Raw genomic sequence first — 18,865 nt, 5'->3', positions numbered from 1 at the left:
CTCCTTTTCTAGTAAGTTTAGCTGCGTGCCATTTCTATTCATAGCTTTAGCAATTTCATAATAAATTAGGCAACAATTAAACGTATCTTAGCAATTTCGTTTTGTAGGATTGTCTCTATATATACAATACGACTAATAAGTTATGTGTCCTTTTTAAATCAACACTTTCTTCGACTTTCATCTTAGAAAAAAAGCCCTAGCTTGTTGCTAGAGGCTTAATCTACTACTTCTATTTTAAATTAAGTAGGTTTTTTTGTAAAATCCTACTCATTTTCCATTAATTTTTATTTAAATAAAATATAAATTTCCTCTGTTATATGTGGGTTTAAATAAATAAAAACTACTGTAATTACAGTAGTTTTTATGATGGCTCGGGACGGAATCGAACCGCCGACACGAGGATTTTCAGTCCTCTGCTCTACCGACTGAGCTACCGAGCCAAATATATGGCGGTCCCGACCGGGATCGAACCGGCGATCTCCTGCGTGACAGGCAGGCATGTTAACCGCTACACCACGGGACCAATACAATATTTATAAATAAAAGTGACCCGTACGGGATTCGAACCCGTGTTACCGCCGTGAAAGGGCGGTGTCTTAACCGCTTGACCAACGGGCCATGATATATGTATAAAAGATGAGCCATGAAGGATTCGAACCTTCGACCCTCTGATTAAAAGTCAGATGCTCTACCTACTGAGCTAATGGCTCGTATTAAAAATACTAGATTAAACGCACGTCATTTAAAACTAATTACTTGTTATGACGACAAGATTCATTATAACATGCAAACAAATAGTAGCGCAATACTTTTTTTCGTATTTATCTTGTAAAAAGAAAATAAAAGCCCTTAAAAATCAATTTTAAGGGCTTTATTTAACTAATTATGCTCCGAAAACGTTACGAACAATATTCGTTTGATTACGGTCAGGTCCTACTGAAAATACAGATAATGGGATTCCAACTAATTGAGACACACGTTCAACATAATGTCTTGCATTAACTGGAAGTTCATTAAGATCTTTTACTCCAGTGATATCTTCTGTCCAACCTGGAAGCTCTTCATAAACAGGCTCACACTCTGAAAGCTGTTTTAAGCTAGCAGGGAACTCGTTAATCGTTTCTCCACGGTATTTGTATGCTACACAGATTTTCACTGTTTCTAGGCCTGTTAACACATCAATAGAATTAAGTGATAGATCTGTAATACCACTTACGCGTCGAGCATGACGAACTACAACACTATCAAACCAACCAACACGTCGTGGTCTTCCAGTTGTTGTACCATATTCACGACCTACTTCACGAATCGTGTTTCCAATTTCATCATGTAACTCAGTTGGGAATGCCCCTTCTCCAACACGAGTTGTATAAGCTTTACATACTCCTACAACATGATTAATTTTTGTTGGTCCGACTCCTGATCCGATTGTTACTCCACCTGCAACAGGGTTAGAAGAAGTAACAAATGGGTAAGTACCTTGGTCTATGTCTAACATTACACCTTGAGCACCTTCGAATAAAACGCGTTTTCCACCATCAATTGCATCATTTAATACTACTGAAGTATCGCAAACGTATTTTTTAATTTGTTGACCAAATTCATAATATTGCTCAAAAATTTCATCAATATCAAGACTATTTGAATCATACATCTTTTCGAATAAATTATTTTTTTCTTCAAGATTACGTTTTAATTTAATATAGAACTCTTCTTTATCAAGAAGATCCGCCATACGTATACCAACACGAGCAGCTTTATCCATATAAGCTGGGCCAATCCCTTTTTTAGTAGTTCCGATTTTATTATCACCTTTACGCTCTTCTTCTAGCTCATCTTGCTTTAAGTGATAAGGTAAGATGACATGTGCACGGTTACTGATACGTAAGTTATCAGTAGAAACACCTTTATCATGTAAATACGCTAGTTCTTGAACTAACGCTTTAGGATCCACAACCATTCCGTTTCCAATAACACAAATTTTTTCCGAGAAGAAAATACCTGATGGAATTAAATGAAGTTTGTATTTTACGCCATTAAAAACAATTGTATGACCTGCATTATTACCACCTTGATATCTAGCAACTACTTCTGCCTGCTGAGATAAAAAGTCAGTAATTTTTCCTTTTCCTTCGTCTCCCCATTGAGAACCAACTACTACTACTGATGACAATGTATTGCACCTCCGAATAAAATTCGCTATTTCCGAACTAAAACCAAAACTAGTATATCAAACTTACGTTATTTGTCAATGATATGATTCGTTTTTTTCGGTTTTTACATTTCTTCGTTCGTAATTACATGAATAAAAACTCATGTTTTTAGTTTGCCCTAACAAAAAAAAATAATCACATAGAATAACTATGTGATCAAATTTAACCTGTAGGCGCATGCTCATCGAACCTACGCTCTAAGTTAACGAATTTATTATATTCTTTTACGAATGCCAGCTGAACGGTACCTACTGGGCCATTCCTTTGTTTAGCAATAATAATTTCAATAATATTTTTATTCTCAGATTCTTTATCATAGTAATCATCACGATACAAGAAAGCAACAATATCAGCATCTTGCTCAATACTTCCAGATTCACGAATATCAGACATCATCGGACGTTTATCTTGTCTTGACTCAACACTACGAGAAAGCTGAGAAAGTGCGATTACGGGAACTTTTAACTCCCTTGCTAGTGCCTTAAGTGAACGGGAAATCTCTGAAACTTCTTGCTGACGATTGTCTCCGCCGCCTTTGCCACTACCTTGAATAAGTTGTAGATAATCAATTAAGATCATTCCTAAACCATGCTCTTGTTTCAGTCTTCTACATTTAGCACGAATATCGTTTACGCGAATACCAGGTGTATCGTCAATGTAGATCCCTGTATTCGCTAAACTACTAGCAGCCATAGTAAGCTTATTCCAGTCTTCTTGTTCAAGATTACCAGTACGTAGCGCCTGTGCATTAATATTGCCTTCTGCACAAAGCATACGCATTACTAATTGATCTGAACCCATCTCTAGACTAAATATAGCTACATTTTCATCTGTTTTTGTAGCAACATTCTGTGCAATATTTAAGGCAAATGCTGTTTTACCAACAGAAGGACGAGCAGCAACAATAATTAAATCATTGGGCTGAAAACCCGCTGTCATTCGATCTAAATCTGTGAAACCTGTAGGGATCCCAGTAATATCCCCACGCTGATTAAATAACGTTTCAATTTTGCTAAATGTATGGAAAACAACATCCTTAATATTTTGAAACCCAGAAACATTTGTACGTTGAGAAACCTGTAGTATGTTCTTTTCAGCTTCATTTAAAATAACATCAACAGGATGTTCAGATGCATATCCTTCATTTGCAATATTTGTAGCTGTCCTTATTAATCTTCTTAACGTTGATTTTTCCTCAACCATCTTAGCATAGTATTCAACATTAGACGCAGTTGGTACTGAAGCTAATAGATCATTTAAATAGGATACGCCTCCTACCTCCTCAAGCAAACCTTGTTTTGCTAATTCAGAAGTTAGAGTGATGACATCTAGAGGCTCATTTCTCGAAGAAATACTTAACATCGCTTCAAATAACTTTTGATGAGCAGCTCGATAAAAATCATCTGGTAAAAGCCGTTCTGAAGTTGGTATTAAAGCATCTGAATCTAACAAGACTGCTCCTAATACTGCTTGTTCAGCTTCTATATTCTGCGGCGGAGTACGATCATTTAACAAATCACTCATATTTTGTCCTCCAGATGCTTAAATTACATTATTGTTCCTTCACGTGTACTTTTAATGTTGCAGTTACTTCTTGGTGAAGTTTAACCTTAATGTTAGTTACACCAAGTCCACGAATTGGATCGTTCATTTCAAATTTGCGCTTATCTAGTTTAATTCCATGAACCTTCTGTAGCTCTTCAACAATTTGTTTACTAGAAATTGATCCAAAAAGACGGCCGCCTTCTCCAGATTTCGCTTTTAGTTCAACAGTAATTCCCTCAACTGTTTCTTTTAGTTTCTTACAATTTTCTAATTCTAAAGCAGCATCTTTTGCTTCTTTATTTTTTTGCGCATCAAGCGTTTTTACGTTGCCGCCTGTTGCTTCAACAGCATAACCATTCTTAATTAAAAAGTTATGTGCGTATCCATCTGCTACGTTTTTTACTTCGCCTTTTTTACCTTTTCCTTTTACATCTTTTAAGAAAATTACTTTCATTTGTTTGTTCTCCCTTCGATATATTGATCAATTATTTTCAATAATTTTATTTCTACTTCTCGAATTGAAGAAGATTCTAGTTGTGCGGCTGCATTTGTTAAATGTCCACCACCGCCAAGCTCTTCCATAATTAGTTGAACATTTATATCCCCTAATGATCGGCTACTTATGCTGACAAGATTATCATTACGCTTTGCAATGACAAAAGATGCTATTACATCTGTCATCGTTAATAATGTATCAGCAGCTTTAGCAATTAACACTTGATCATAGTTTGTATTTTCTTTACCATAACTGATTGCGAAGCCGTTCTTGTACATGTATGCCTCTTCAATCAGCTCTGATTTGCGTATATATTCATTCATATCTTGTTTTAATAAGTTTTGGACAAGAATGGTATCAGCACCATTTGAACGCAAGTAAGATGCTGCATCAAACGTTCTTGCACCTGTACGGAATGTAAAACTCTTCGTATCAACAATGATACCAGCCAGTAAAGCCGTTGCTTCAAGTATGCTTAGCTTAATTTTTTTCGGTTGATATTCTAATAACTCTGTAACTAATTCAGCTGTAGAAGATGCATAAGGCTCCATGTACACAAGAATGGCATCTTTAATGAAGTCTTCTCCTCTTCGATGATGGTCAATGACAACAATTTTATCAGTTTCGTCTAATAGTGACTCTACTTCTACCATAGTTGGCCTATGCGTATCAACAACTATAATTAGTGTATCTTCAGTTACCAGTTCTTTTGCTTTCTCAGGTGAAATGAAGCATGTCATATATTGTTCGTTTTTTGTCATTTCTTTCATTAAACGATTAACACTTCTATCTACTTCATCCTTTTTAATGACAACATAACCATTAACTTCATTATGTGTAACCATTTTTAAAATACCAACAGCAGAACCTAACGCATCCATATCTGGTAACTTATGACCCATTATCATTACATTTGAGCTACTCTTCATTAGATCCCTTAATGCATGAGAAATTACACGAGCTCTAACTCTAGTTCGTTTCTCAACTGGATTTGTTTTCCCACCAAAAAACTTTACTTTCCCATTAAGATTCTTTACTGTTACCTGGTCTCCACCGCGTCCTAATGCCAGATCTAATCCAGACTGTGCAAGTTGGCCAAGTTCAGGTAAATTCTCACTACCAATGCCAACCCCAACACTTAAAGTGATTGGTAAATTTCGTTTTGTCGTTTCTTCTCTGACATGATCAAGAATTGCAAACTTATTACTTTCTAATACGTTTAAAATTCCTTCATTTAATACAGCATACAGACGATCAGAAGACACTCTTCGTAAAAATATGCCATGTTTATTAGCCCAGCTATTTAGTATTGTCGTCACAGATCCATTGATACTAGATCGTTCTTGATCATCTAAACCTTGTGTCATCTCATCGTAATTATCAAGTAGAATTACCGCAATAACTGTTCTTTGATCCTCAAACAATTTCTCCATTTGTGCTTGTTCTGTGACATCAAATAAATAAATATAACGTTCTTCTCTTTTAATGACGACTCGGTACGTTCTCTTATTAATGGTAATAACATCTTCTTTTTTCTCTTTTTTTGAAATCAAAGACATTAGACCATCTGATAAATCATAAATATGTTTTCCAATTAATGATTGGTCGTCCAAAATATTTGTAATATATTGATTGCCCCACTCGATATGGTACTCTTTATCATAAAGTAACACACCTATTGGCATTTTTGTAATTGCTTCATTACTTAAATTTTTCACTCTCGACATAACTGATTCAATATACATATCTAAAATGTGTCGATACTTTATTTCAATCTTTACCACTAAAAAGATAACGAATAGAAAGATGATAATAAAGAGTATACCTAGCTGTGGACGTATATAAACTACAGTTCCTATTAGAAATATCGCAAGAGCAGTTAATAGATAGACGGGAATAAGAAACACCTGTTTCTTATGAAAATCTTGCATAAGTTCAGCCCCTAAATCAAATAAAATCTAACTTCTATACAAAATAAGATTATTTTTACCTATTCTGCCAAATATAAAACCAAAAAATAGCTTATTTCTTTGTTCTATTAAAAATACCAATTGATACAATCCCAATTAATAAAACAAAAATCATTAACCCGTTAATCAGTAGACCTGCAATTAATATTAGAATAGGCACTGCTTTAGATAGTTTTCTAATATGACTAAAATAAAATATCGCTGCAAATCCTTGCGTAATTACTAAGATGTGTAATACATAAGATATGTTCATAACCGCTGTATATAAGAATCCATTTGGTTTAGATCCAAAGTAAGAAAGGATCGTGATCAATAAATATAACCACATAAACCCTAATGGTAACCTAAACTCTCTAAACGGCTTAAATTTAGGCGTTTTGAAACCTAATCTTTTGGCGATGGGGAATGTTAATAGCTGCGTTAAAAATGCCATAGCAAAGCCTAACATTAACATAATAGATGGTACCAAAACAGGTAACAGCTTAATTGCTTCTGTCAGAACCTTAACATTCTTTTCATTATATGAAAAACCTAAATCTGAAGATAAATTCTTACTTGTTTCAAGCAACTCAGTCATTCTCGTTGTGAACATGTTTGTAATATTAATATCAAACATAAGTTGTACTATTAAGTATATTAGTACTATATGTATGAAATATAAAAATGTACTAGTTAATAAAATTTCTCCTTTGCTTCTTTCCTTCCTAAGTTGATATCCTATTGCTATACCTACTGTCGAAAACATTAAAGTTCCTAGGATAAAAGAAGCTTGAGTAATGACGAGTGTCAGTCCTAAAGCAACACAAATCAATAAAAGAGATTCCTTAATAGAATATTTCAAGCTAAATATGATAAATGGTAGGGGCATTAAATAAGTTAGTACGATTGAGAGAAATGGTACATATGTAAGCAGCAAAAGCATAACTGAATAAAATGCTAAAAGCACTGCCCCCTCGGTTATAAAGCGAGTCGATTTCAAAATATGGCTCCTTTCAACTAAACCAATAATAATCGGTAAGCATACTAATACCTATTTTACCATAAATTATTAAAAAAAATGAAAAGTTCATTAGATCCCTTAAAATACAAAAAAAGTACAGCACGAGAATGCTGTACTTTTTATTATTCAGCTTATTCAGCCACGTATGGTAATAATGCCATTTGACGAGAGCGTTTAATTGCAATCGTTAATTTACGTTGGTATCTAGCTGAAGTACCAGTTACACGACGAGGTAAAATTTTACCACGCTCTGATACGAAACGTTTTAATAACTCAGTATCTTTATAATCGATGTGTGTAATGCCGTTAGCTGTAAAGTAACAAACTTTACGACGCTTAGCACGTCCACCTTTACGTCCACCCATTGCCATCTTATTTCCCTCCTTCTTTTTTAAGAATTGTTTTTAGTAATGTTTACCGTTCAACATTACGCTATTTTTATTAAAAAGGAAGATCATCATCAGTGATATCAATTGTTTTGCTTGTCCCACCAAATGGATCATCATTAAAGCTAGGCTTTTGTGATGGTGCTTCAAAAGGATTTCCAGCGTTAAAACCTTGGTTTTGTTGGTTTGTATTAAACGAACCACCTTGATTGCCTGATGCATTTCTTGGCTCTAAGAATTGAACTGAGTCAGCAACAACTTCTGTTACATAAACTTTTTTACCATCTTGGCCATCATAACTTCTAGTTTGAATACGTCCTTCAACGCCAGCTAAGCTTCCTTTTTTCAAGAAGTTCGCAACGTTTTCAGCCGGTTTTCTCCAGATAACGCAGTTAATAAAATCTGCTTCTCGGTCTCCTTGCTGATTTGAGAAGGTACGATTTACTGCTAGAGTAAATGTAGCTACAGCAACCCCACTTGGTGTATAACGTAAGTCTGGATCCTTTGTTAGACGACCTACAAGCACAACACGATTGATCATCTGATTCTTACCTCCCTAAGGCATTTCAAAAATTATTATTTGTCATTTTCACGGATAACGATATGGCGAATGATATCTTCGCTGATTTTCGCTAAACGATCGAATTCTTGTACTGCTTCTGGTTGAGCAGAAACATTTACAAGCATGTAGTGTCCATCACGGAAATCGTTAATTTCATAAGCTAAACGACGTTTACCCCACTCTTTAACGTTTGTGATTTCTGCACCTTGTTCAGTTAAAACGTTGTTAAAACGCTCAACTAAAGCTTTTTGCGCTTCGTCTTCCATGTTTGGTCGAACGATGTACATGATTTCGTATTTATTCATCACAATGTCACCTCCTTTTGGTCTAACGGCCCAGTTAAGGGCAAGGAGCAATTTATATAATCACTCACGAAATAAAATTATAGCATAAAAGATTTTAGATAGCAAACCAATAAAATTTTTACTACCTATTACACATTAAAGCGGAAATGCATTACATCTCCATCTTGAACGATATATTCTTTACCTTCAAGGCGCACTTTTCCAGCTTCTTTAGCTAATGGCATTGAACCATATGTTGCTAAATCTTCATAAGATACAGTTTCTGCACGGATAAATCCACGTTCAAAATCTGTATGAATTACGCCTGCACATTGAGGAGCCTTCATACCCTTTTTAAATGTCCATGCACGTACCTCTTGTACTCCAGCCGTGAAATAAGTCGCTAATCCTAATAAGTGGTAAGCAGCTCTAATTAATTGGTCAAGACCTGATTCCTCAATACCAATTTCTTGTAAGAATGAACGCTTTTCTTCATCATCTAACTCAGAAATTTCTTCCTCAATTTTTGCACTAATCACAATAACTTGAGAACCCTCTTCCGCTGCAAAAGCTCTAACTTTTTCAACAAACTCATTTGATGACGGATCAACAATATCATCTTCACCAACGTTAGCAATATAAAGCATTGGCTTAGTCGTTAATAAATGTAATCCTTTTACAACCTTCATTTGTTCTTCAGTGAATTCTACTGAACGAGCAGGCTTGTCACTTTCGAATGCGTCTCTTAATTTCACTAAAATTTCATGTTCATAAGATGCATCTTTATCTTTTTGTTTTGCTAACTTAGCAACACGATCAATTCTTTTTTCTACTGATTCTAAATCGGCAAGAATTAATTCTAGGTTAATCGTTTCAATGTCTGAGATTGGATCTACTTTACCTGAAACGTGTGTAATATTGTCATCTGCAAAGCATCTTACTACTTGACAAATTGCATCTACTTGACGAATATGTGATAAAAACTTATTTCCTAATCCTTCACCCTTACTTGCACCTTTTACGATTCCTGCAATATCAGTAAATTCAAAGGTTGTTGGAACTGTTTTTTTCGGTTGAACTAATTCAGTTAATTTTTCTAAACGGTAATCCGGTACTTCTACTACACCCACGTTAGGGTCAATTGTACAAAACGGATAGTTTGCTGATTCCGCACCAGCTTGTGTAATTGCATTAAATAATGTTGACTTTCCTACGTTTGGTAAACCTACGATACCTGCTGTTAATGCCATAGTTTCCACTCCTATACGAACTTAGTTAATCTTTCACAATTATATTGATTTCAAGAAAAAATAACAAGAAAATCCGAATGTTATTTCTTACATACGAAAGGCATCTAATATGAACGGTAAAAAGATCGCTCATACTAGATACCTTTTTAATAATGTTTTCGTCTATTCTTCAGCTTTTGTTAAAACCTTTTTTAATTTACGTGAAAACTCTCTACGCGGAATTAAGACGCTATGTCCGCAGCCTTCACATTTTAAACGGATATCCATTCCCATACGGATAATTTTCCATTTGTTCACACCACATGGATGTGCTTTTTTCATTTCTACTATATCATTTAAATCAAAAACTTTCTCTTCCATGTCGACTATTTCACTTCCTTAAATAGTAGAATTAAGACTTTGCCTTTTCATTAGTAGGTTCTGGTTGTCTATATAATACCATTTTTGGATATGGAATTTCTATGTTATTTCGTTCAAGCACTTCTTTAATCTCTTTTCGAATTGCTCTTGATATTTTAAATTGTGCCATTGGTTTTACTTCTGATGCGATTCGAATCACTACTTCTGAAGGACCAAAGCTTTGAATACCAAGATATTCTGGTGCTTTTACCATTTCTTCATATCGTTCTGGCATTTCCACTAAGTGTTCTTCAATAACTGATTGAGCATGTTCAATATCGCCTTCATAAGAAATACTGATATCGACCATGGCAACTGAGTTATGCAACGAAAAATTAGTTACTTCAGTGATCATACCATTTTGAATGATATGTAGCTCTCCTGTCGCACTCCTAATTTTTGTTGTTTTTAAACCAATCGATTGTACCGTACCCTCGAAGGTTTGAACTCTAATATAATCCCCAACCGAGAACTGATCCTCAAATAAAATGAAAAATCCTGAGATGATATCCTTCACTAAACTTTGTGCACCAAAACCTAATGCTACACCACCAACTCCGGCACCTACGATTAACCCTCTAGTTTCAACCCCAAAGATAGGTAAAATTGTAAGAACAGCAATAAAAAACACAACATACGCAATGACATTTTCTAACAATCTAACTAACGTAACAGATCGTCTTTCTGAAACTTGTAAAGGTCCTCTTGCTTGTACTTTTAGTAGTCGGCGAATTAATTTTCTTCCAAATTTAATCGCTAAAACAGAAACGATAATAATTACAGCTATTTTTATCGAAGAAGTCCAAAGCGTGTCCCATTGACTCTCAGTCAACATACTTTTCTTAATGGTTGCTTCTGCTTCATTTAATGTATTTTTCATTTTATCCTCCTTACCACTTTCTATTTCTTCAAAAGTTATACTAAACGAATTAATACTTTAAAACCATAAATAACTACAAATGTAATCATATAGTAATTTTATGATAAAGAAAGGTAGAATATAGTATAAATTGTTTAAATATTGCATAAACTATTACTACTCTTTTAAATGAAAAGTGGGCGATAGTATGCAATTTCCGGCAAATCCTTTTCGTAGTTTATTTAAGGATGATTATTCTGTATTTTTGGATGATGACAATGCAGTTAACCAATTTGCAGATCATTTAAGCAAATCTCTTCCTAGTATCTACACTAATGACATTGTATTTGTATGTATTGGTACTGATCGTTCAACAGGTGATTCATTAGGTCCACTAGTCGGTACTTTATTAGGAGAATTGAATGTAAGTAGATTCCATTATTATGGTACTCTTGATGAACCAATTCATGCGTTAAATCTTTCTGAACAACTTGAAACAATCAAAAATAAGTATAAAAATCCGTTTATTATTGCTGTTGATGCATGTTTAGGCAGAGTTAAAAGCATTGGAAGTGTGCGTTTATCAAATGGACCATTAAAACCAGGGGCCGCTATGAAAAAGGATTTACCTTTAGTTGGTGAAATTAATTTAACTGGAGTCGTGAATGTCAGTGGTTTCATGGAGTTTTATGTTTTACAAAATACTAGATTAAGTTTAGTCATGAAAATGGCCAAATTTATTGCAAAGTCTATTAAAGAAACAGAAAGCAAATTGACTAGTTAACTGCAAGATAATATTAATAGTTTCATAATGTAGTAAATGAATTTGCACTTATTTTCATGTTATTTCGAAATATTTATGCTATTGAGGATTGTGGTGGTTGATGATAACTCCAGTATGCTCAATTATAGAAGGACGGGGTTCGTCCTTCTTAGATAAATCCGTAGAGAGCAATTACTGTCTGATCTTACCAATCCAAATATTCTCTAGAAGAGATCCAAATTTAACAACAAAAAAAGGACTATAATTTGTATGTAACTTACAAACTATAGTCCGTATACATTATTTATTTAATGATAGATAGGATTCGTTCTAAATCCTCTTTATTAAAGAATTGGATTTCAATTTTCCCTTTATCTTTTGTGGATTTAATTTTTACAGATGTACCAAATTTCTCTTGTAAAACATCCTCATATTCACTGAAGAATATATTCTTATTAGGAATTTTCTTTTGTGTTTCACGTGAAACATTATCATTTAATTCGTTAACTAATGTTTCTACTTCTCTGACACTAAGATTCTTTTCAACAACCTTTAAAGCAGTTCCCTCAATTAAACCTTTACGTTTAAGACCTAATAAAGCTCTACCGTGCCCCATAGAGAGTGTACCAGTCTCAACCATTTTCTGAACAGAGTTAGGTAAAGTCAGGATTCTAAGATAGTTCGCTATATGTGGTCTACTTTTACCTAGTTTTTTAGCAAGTTGTTCTTGTGTTAAATGTAATTGTTCAATTAATGACTGGTAAGCCTCAGCTTCCTCCAAAGGATTTAAATCATCTCTTTGTAAGTTTTCAAGTACTGCTAGTTCCATCATTTGTTCTTCAGTCAATTCTCTAACAATGACTGGAACAGTGTTTAATCCAGCAGCTTTCGCAGCGCGATAACGTCTTTCACCAGCTACGATTTGATAGCCTTTAATGCTTTTCCTAGCAATAATAGGTTGAAGAATCCCATGTTCTAAAACAGATTGCGTTAATTCTTGCATTGCAGTTTCATCAAATATTTTTCGAGGTTGGTAAGGATTTGGTCTAAGTTCTTTTAGTGATATTTCTTGAACGATTTCTTCATTTGGATTATCCATATCTTGAAAAAATGCTCCGATGCCTTTGCCTAAACCTTTAGCCATTATCAATCACTTCCTTTGCTAGTTCGAGATATACTTCTGCACCTCTAGACTTTGGATCATATGTAATGATCGGTTTGCCGTGACTTGGCGCTTCACTTAAACGGACGTTTCTTGGAATAATTGATTTATAAACTCTATCTTGAAAATATTTTTTCACTTCTTCAATTACTTGGATACCTAAATTTGTACGAGCATCCAGCATAGTAAGCAATACGCCTTCAATTGCTAAATTCTTGTTTAAATGTTTTTGCACTAATCTTACTGTGCTTAATAGTTGACTTAATCCTTCTAAAGCATAGTACTCGCATTGTACTGGAATAATAATTGAGTCAGAAGCTGTAAGTGAATTTAGTGTTAATAAACCTAGAGATGGAGGACAATCTATTAATATGTAATCATAGTTTCCTTTTACAGTATCTAATGCACGTTTTAAACGTACTTCTCTAGAGATAGTAGGGACTAATTCGATTTCCGCTCCAGCAAGTTGAATTGTTGCTGGAATAATATCAAAATTAGGAATTGCGGTGCTTATAATCACACTTTTTGCTTCGACATCATCAACTAATACATTGTACACACACTGATTTACATCTGCCTTTTCAATACCAATTCCACTAGTAGCGTTACCTTGAGGATCTATATCAACTAATAATACTTTTTTTCCTAAATGTGCTAAACAAGCACTTAAATTAACTGATGTTGTTGTCTTACCAACACCACCTTTTTGATTTGCAATCGAGATTACCTTAACCACTACGTAATCTACTCCTTCCACAACAAACAATTCTTATTTTCTATTCTATCACGAATACAATCATCATTGTGTTTAGATTTAAAAATGAACAAAAAAAATTCACCACTTTGGAAGAGGTGAATTTAATCATTATTTTTTAGGAATTTTAATTGTAATTTGATAGTAATCATCATGTTCTTCTTCTTGACTATCAATATCCATACCGGTTTTCGTTACCATTTGTAATGATTCACGAATCGTATTCATTGCTATTCTAATATCTTTACTTATTGCTTTTATTTTAGGACGTGCTTTTGGCTTTTTCTCGGTAAGCAAAGCAACTACACGGTCTTCAGTTTGCTTAACATTCAATTGTTTTTCTACAATTTCTTGCAATAAGCTGATTTGAAGCTGAGGTAGCTTTAATGGTATAAGAGCTCTAGCGTGTCGCTCTGTAATTGACTTATCTAGCAGAGCTTGTTGAATCTCTTCAGGCAATTTTAACAGTCTTAACTTATTAGCAACTGTAGATTGCCCTTTACCTAAACGCTGAGCCAGTGCTTCTTGCGTAAGATTATGTAAATCGATTAACTTTTGATATGCAACAGCTTCTTCAAATGGAGACAGTTCTTCACGTTGCAGATTTTCAATCAGTGCAACAGAAGCGGTTTCAGTATCATTAAAGGTTTTTACAATTGCAGGGATTGTGTCCCAACCTAATGATGATACCGCTCTAAAACGGCGTTCACCTGCAATAATCTCGTAAAAGTTAGGCTGGATTTCTCTAACAACGATTGGTTGGATTATACCATGCGTTCTAATCGTTAATGCCAATTCCTTTATTTTTTCATCATCAAAAAAAGTTCTTGGTTGGTACTGATTTGGAACGATATCAGATACCGGAATTTGACGTATAACTTCATTACTTGTAACTGAGTCTTGGACATCATCACTTATTTCTTTTTCTGACAAGCCAAATAACTTCGATAAAGTGCTTTTCAATGTGATTCCCACCCTTTTAGAATTTCGTTCACAACAAATTAAATCTAACAAATGTTTCACGTGAAACATTTGTTAGTTTATAAAATTATTTTTCTAATGGTTCTTTACCAGGAGTACCAGGCTTACGTGGGTACTTGTTTGGCGTTTTACGTTTCTTTTCTACTATAACAATATTTCGTTCACTATCTTCCCCAGGAAGAACAAAATGATTAATCGCTTTTACTTCAGCACCAAGTGTTTTAATTGCATAATCTGCTTTATCTAACTCATCTTGACCAGCAGCACCCTTTAAAGCAACAAAATGTCCATTAGGTTTAACAAGTGGCAAGCATAATTCACTTAATACTGACATTCTAGCAACAGCTCTAGCTGTAACAACATCAAAAGATTCTCTCATTCCTTCTTTTTTAGCAAATGTTTCTGCGCGATCATGATGGAATGCAACATTTTCTAATTTTAATTCAGTAGCTAGATGATTCAAAAATGAAATTCTCTTTTGTAAAGAGTCTACTATTGTTAATCGGATAGAAGGGAAACATATTTTAATGGGAATAGAAGGAAAACCTGCTCCGGCACCAATATCACATAATGTCATCTCATTTGAAAAATCAAAGTAGAAGGAGGCACTGATTGAATCATAAAAATGTTTCAAATATACTTCTTCTTCCCCTGTAATAGCAGTTAAATTCATTTTATTATTCCATTCAACTAGCGTGTGAAAGTATATATCAAATTGTTTTAATTGGAAATCAGATAAATGAATGCCTTTTTCTTTTAGTGCAGCAATAAATTGTTCTTTGTTCACTAGTAATTCCCCTATCTATATTAGTTCGATATTCTTGCAATTTTTCCTTGTTCTAAATAAACAAGTAGAATTGAAATATCTGCTGGGTTTACTCCGGATATACGTGATGCTTGCCCAACCGATAGTGGACGTACTTGTTCAAGTTTTTGTCTCGCTTCTGTCGCTAGACCATTAATTGCTTGGTAATCGATATTTTCAGGGATTTTCTTTAAATCCATTTTCTTCATACGTTCTACTTGATTTAATGATTTTTCAATATATCCTTCATACTTAATTTGAATTTCAACCTGTTCTTTTACATCTGGATGTAAATCCTTTTCAGAAGGAGAAAGGACGTGTATATGTTCATAGTTCATTTCAGGTCGACGTAATAAATCTGCCGCTTTGATCCCATCTTTTAATTCACTACCACCAACTTCTGCGATTAAACCTTGAACTTGCTCAGTTGGTCTTAACTGAGTTGATTTTAAACGACTAATTTCTTCTTCAATTTGAGCTTTCTTTTGTTCGAAATCTGCAAATCTGTCATCAGAAATTAAGCCTAACTCATGCCCTATTTTCGTCAGTCTTAAATCAGCATTATCATGGCGAAGTAATAATCTGTATTCCGCTCTAGAAGTAAGTAAACGATAAGGTTCATTTGTCCCCTTCGTTACTAAGTCGTCAATAAGAACACCAATATAGGCTTCAGAACGATCTAAAATCAGTTCTTTTTTATCTAATGAACGACAAGCTGCATTAATTCCTGCAATTAATCCTTGGCCAGCAGCTTCTTCATATCCTGAAGTACCATTAATTTGTCCCGCTGTATAAAGATTTTTTATATGTTTAATTTCTAATGTTGGCCATAATTGGGTTGGTACAATCGCATCATACTCAATTGCATAACCAGTTCTCATCATTTGAACATTTTCTAACCCTGCAATTGATCGAAGCATTTTCTCTTGTACATCCTCTGGTAAGCTTGTAGAAAGACCTTGAACATAAACTTCCTGTGTGTTTCTTCCTTCAGGCTCTAAGAAGATTTGATGTCTTGGTTTATCGTTGAAGCGAACTACTTTATCTTCAATAGAAGGACAGTAACGCGGTCCAGTTCCTTTAATCATACCAGAGTACATCGGTGAACGGTGAAGGTTATCGTCAATAATTTGATGAGTGTTTTCACTCGTATATGTTAACCAACAAGGAATTTGATCTGTTTCAATAGCTTCTGTCTCATAAGAAAAAGCACGTGGAACATCATCTCCAGGTTGTATTTCTGTTTTCGAATAATCGATACTATGACTATTTACACGAGGCGGTGTACCTGTTTTAAAACGTACAAGCTCAATACCTAGTTCCTCTAAGTGCTCAGAAAGCTTGATTGCTGGTTGCTGATTATTAGGTCCACTAGAATATTTTAATTCACCTACAATTATTTCACCACGTAAAAAAGTACCAGTCGTAATAACAACTGTTTTAGAACGATAAATGGCACCTGTTTGCGTAATGACACCCGTACAAACACCGTCTTCGATTATAAGTTTTTCAACTAATCCTTGCTTTAAAGTAAGGTGTTCAGTATTCTCAATCGTCTTTTTCAATTCGTGCTGATACGCGAATTTATCCGCTTGAGCACGTAATGCACGTACTGCAGGGCCTTTCCCTGTGTTTAACATTCTCATTTGGATATGAGTTTTATCAATATTTCTACCCATTTCCCCACCAAGTGCATCAATTTCACGTACAACAATCCCTTTAGCAGGTCCTCCTACTGAAGGGTTACACGGCATAAATGCTACCATATCTAAATTAATCGTCAGCATTAACGTTTTTGCACCCATACGAGCAGCTGCAAGTCCTGCCTCACAACCAGCATGACCAGCGCCAATAACAATTACATCATAATTGCCTGCTTCAAAACTCATGTAACTTCCTCCTAACCCTTTATTTCCCTAAACAGAATTGAGAAAACAATTGGTTTATTAAACTTTCCTGTACTGTATCTCCAATAATTTCACCTAACAATTCCCACGCTCTTGTTAAGTCTATTTGAACTAAATCAATCGGCATTCCATTTCTCATTGCCTCGGTAGCATCATTAATCGTCGATTCCGCTTGCTTTAATAATGCGATATGTCTAGCATTTGATAAATAGGTTAAATCTTGAGCCTCAATTTGCCCTTCAAAATATAAAGCAGCAATCGCTTTCTCAAGATCTTCAATACCTTGTTCTTCTTTTAAAGAAGTCGTTACAATTGTAGCATTACCAACTAATTGCTTTACTTCTTCTATATCAAGATTTTGTGGTAAATCTGTTTTGTTTATGATGACGATTACATCTTTATCGCTCATTTGTTTATATAAAACACGATCCTCTTCAGTAAGTTGCTCATTATTATTTAAAACAAACAATACCAGATCGGCTAAATGTAATACTTTTTTCGAACGTTCTACTCCAATTGCTTCTACAACGTCTTTTGTTTCTCGAATACCAGCTGTATCAATTAAACGGAGTGGAACACCCTTAACATTTACATATTCTTCAATTACATCCCTTGTAGTACCAGGAATATCAGTAACGATTGCCTTACTTTCTTGCACAAGCGTATTTAATAGAGAGGACTTACCAACATTCGGTCTGCCAATAATAACAGTAGATAGCCCTTCACGTAAGATTTTTCCCTGTTTTGATGTTTCAAGAAGTCTTTGAATTTCAATTTGAACTGTTTTTGCTTTTTCAATTAATACTGTATTCGTCATTTCTTCAACATCATCATATTCGGGATAATCAATATTCACTTCAATATGAGCAAGAATTTCTAAAAGTGTTTGTCGCAGTCCATTAACCATCTTAGAAAGTCGACCCTCAACTTGGTTCATGGCAATTGCCATCGCTCGATCAGTTTTTGAACGAATTAAATCCATCACTGCTTCAGCCTGTGATAAATCAATACGTCCATTTAGAAATGCCCTTTTCGTAAATTCACCGGGCTCGGCTAGTCTAGCACCTGATGACAGTACTAATTCTAGTACTTTATTAACAGAATAGATTCCACCATGACAATTGATTTCTACTACATCTTCACGAGTAAATGTTTTTGGAGCTCTTAATACCGAAACCATTACTTCTTCCACTACTGTTTCAGTACTAGGATCTACTAAATGACCATAATGAATTGTATGTGAATCTACTCTATTTAAATCTTTTTCTTTAAACAGTTTATTAGCTATTTGAACAGCCTCGTCTCCACTTAATCGAACGATGGCAATTGCACCTTCGCCTTTAGGTGTCGATATCGCTGTAATTGTATCAAATTCCATTAGAATATCACCTCTAGAGCATGTTATATAAAAGATAACATGTTACTTCTAAACCTATAGCATAGCATAAAGAATTTTATAATTGAATGTTTTTATATTATAACCCTACGAAAGTACAAGTAAACTTAAATGCCTAAAAGAGCAAGCATCA

18 protein-coding genes and 4 tRNA genes are annotated in these 18,865 nt (G+C 34.5%); 1 reads left to right on the top strand and 21 read right to left on the bottom strand.

Annotated features, from left to right (window positions below; all coding sequences use genetic code 11):
- Window positions 1-367: 367 nt before the first annotated feature.
- From ACX6U0_RS12755 to ACX6U0_RS12685, 15 genes are all read right to left on the bottom strand, one after another.
- A tRNA-Phe gene (locus tag ACX6U0_RS12755) sits at window positions 368-440 on the bottom strand.
- A 7-nt stretch (window positions 441-447) separates the two neighbouring features.
- Window positions 448-523 (bottom strand) — tRNA-Asp (locus tag ACX6U0_RS12750).
- 23 nt (window positions 524-546) lie between these two features.
- A tRNA-Glu gene (locus tag ACX6U0_RS12745) sits at window positions 547-618 on the bottom strand.
- 19 nt (window positions 619-637) lie between these two features.
- Window positions 638-710 (bottom strand) — tRNA-Lys (locus ACX6U0_RS12740).
- A gap of 173 nt (window positions 711-883) precedes the next feature.
- A complete protein-coding gene (locus tag ACX6U0_RS12735; RefSeq protein WP_464960304.1) occupies window positions 884-2,173 on the bottom strand; it encodes an adenylosuccinate synthase in 1,290 nt (429 codons plus the stop codon).
- 202 nt (window positions 2,174-2,375) lie between these two features.
- The gene (gene dnaB / locus ACX6U0_RS12730) at window positions 2,376-3,737 is read right to left on the bottom strand and encodes a replicative DNA helicase (RefSeq protein ID WP_464960303.1); all 1,362 of its coding nucleotides are present in this window, start codon (window positions 3,735-3,737) and stop codon (window positions 2,376-2,378) included.
- 28 nt (window positions 3,738-3,765) lie between these two features.
- On the bottom strand, window positions 3,766-4,212 hold the full coding sequence (rplI, locus tag ACX6U0_RS12725; protein ID WP_464960302.1) for a 50S ribosomal protein L9: 447 nt from the start codon (window positions 4,210-4,212) through the stop codon (window positions 3,766-3,768).
- Window positions 4,209-6,185: a DHH family phosphoesterase gene (locus ACX6U0_RS12720; RefSeq protein ID WP_464960301.1), complete on the bottom strand. Its 1,977-nt coding sequence runs from the start codon at window positions 6,183-6,185 to the stop codon at window positions 4,209-4,211. Before ACX6U0_RS12720 ends, rplI begins: the two co-directional genes overlap by 4 nt.
- A 91-nt stretch (window positions 6,186-6,276) precedes the next feature.
- Complete coding sequence (locus ACX6U0_RS12715) at window positions 6,277-7,203, bottom strand: YybS family protein (RefSeq protein ID WP_464960300.1); 927 nt, start codon at window positions 7,201-7,203, stop codon at window positions 6,277-6,279.
- A 152-nt stretch (window positions 7,204-7,355) separates the two neighbouring features.
- Entirely contained in the window at window positions 7,356-7,589 is a 234-nt protein-coding gene (gene rpsR, locus ACX6U0_RS12710; protein WP_088001749.1) for a 30S ribosomal protein S18, read from the bottom strand.
- A gap of 76 nt (window positions 7,590-7,665) precedes the next feature.
- Window positions 7,666-8,151: a single-stranded DNA-binding protein gene (gene ssb / locus ACX6U0_RS12705; RefSeq protein WP_464960299.1), complete on the bottom strand. Its 486-nt coding sequence runs from the start codon at window positions 8,149-8,151 to the stop codon at window positions 7,666-7,668.
- 35 nt (window positions 8,152-8,186) lie between these two features.
- Window positions 8,187-8,477, bottom strand: a complete 291-nt coding sequence (gene rpsF, locus ACX6U0_RS12700; protein ID WP_088001753.1) for a 30S ribosomal protein S6 — start codon at window positions 8,475-8,477, stop codon at window positions 8,187-8,189.
- Window positions 8,478-8,605: 128 nt separating this feature from the next.
- Entirely contained in the window at window positions 8,606-9,706 is a 1,101-nt protein-coding gene (gene ychF / locus ACX6U0_RS12695; protein ID WP_088001638.1) for a redox-regulated ATPase YchF, read from the bottom strand.
- Window positions 9,707-9,868: 162 nt separating this feature from the next.
- Window positions 9,869-10,066, bottom strand: a complete 198-nt coding sequence (locus ACX6U0_RS12690; RefSeq protein ID WP_088001640.1) for a DUF951 domain-containing protein — start codon at window positions 10,064-10,066, stop codon at window positions 9,869-9,871.
- Between the two features lie 31 nt (window positions 10,067-10,097).
- A complete protein-coding gene (locus ACX6U0_RS12685; protein ID WP_464960521.1) occupies window positions 10,098-10,940 on the bottom strand; it encodes a mechanosensitive ion channel family protein in 843 nt (280 codons plus the stop codon).
- Between the two features lie 232 nt (window positions 10,941-11,172).
- Between ACX6U0_RS12685 and yyaC the strand changes: the two genes are divergently transcribed.
- Window positions 11,173-11,748: a spore protease YyaC gene (yyaC, locus tag ACX6U0_RS12680; RefSeq protein ID WP_464960298.1), complete on the top strand. Its 576-nt coding sequence runs from the start codon at window positions 11,173-11,175 to the stop codon at window positions 11,746-11,748.
- A gap of 283 nt (window positions 11,749-12,031) precedes the next feature.
- On the opposite strand, the gene ACX6U0_RS12675 is transcribed toward yyaC, so the two are convergent.
- The 6 genes from ACX6U0_RS12675 to mnmE form a co-directional block, all read right to left on the bottom strand.
- Complete coding sequence (locus ACX6U0_RS12675; RefSeq protein WP_464960297.1) at window positions 12,032-12,871, bottom strand: ParB/RepB/Spo0J family partition protein; 840 nt, start codon at window positions 12,869-12,871, stop codon at window positions 12,032-12,034.
- The gene (locus ACX6U0_RS12670) at window positions 12,864-13,625 is read right to left on the bottom strand and encodes a ParA family protein (protein ID WP_088001648.1); all 762 of its coding nucleotides are present in this window, start codon (window positions 13,623-13,625) and stop codon (window positions 12,864-12,866) included. The genes ACX6U0_RS12675 and ACX6U0_RS12670 overlap by 8 nt, the downstream gene beginning before the upstream one ends.
- A gap of 129 nt (window positions 13,626-13,754) precedes the next feature.
- Entirely contained in the window at window positions 13,755-14,606 is an 852-nt protein-coding gene (gene noc / locus ACX6U0_RS12665) for a nucleoid occlusion protein (RefSeq protein WP_464960296.1), read from the bottom strand.
- A gap of 85 nt (window positions 14,607-14,691) precedes the next feature.
- Window positions 14,692-15,411, bottom strand: a complete 720-nt coding sequence (rsmG, locus tag ACX6U0_RS12660) for a 16S rRNA (guanine(527)-N(7))-methyltransferase RsmG (protein ID WP_464960295.1) — start codon at window positions 15,409-15,411, stop codon at window positions 14,692-14,694.
- Window positions 15,412-15,431: 20 nt separating this feature from the next.
- Window positions 15,432-17,318, bottom strand: a complete 1,887-nt coding sequence (gene mnmG, locus ACX6U0_RS12655; RefSeq protein ID WP_464960294.1) for a tRNA uridine-5-carboxymethylaminomethyl(34) synthesis enzyme MnmG — start codon at window positions 17,316-17,318, stop codon at window positions 15,432-15,434.
- Between the two features lie 19 nt (window positions 17,319-17,337).
- Window positions 17,338-18,714: a tRNA uridine-5-carboxymethylaminomethyl(34) synthesis GTPase MnmE gene (gene mnmE, locus ACX6U0_RS12650; RefSeq protein ID WP_464960293.1), complete on the bottom strand. Its 1,377-nt coding sequence runs from the start codon at window positions 18,712-18,714 to the stop codon at window positions 17,338-17,340.
- Window positions 18,715-18,865: the final 151 nt, after the last annotated feature.

Source organism: Gottfriedia sp. ABJ_BB2_2, from assembly GCF_055484705.1.
The sequence above is the reverse complement of the archived record's forward strand: the minus strand, read 5'-3'. Positions and strand labels throughout refer to the sequence as shown.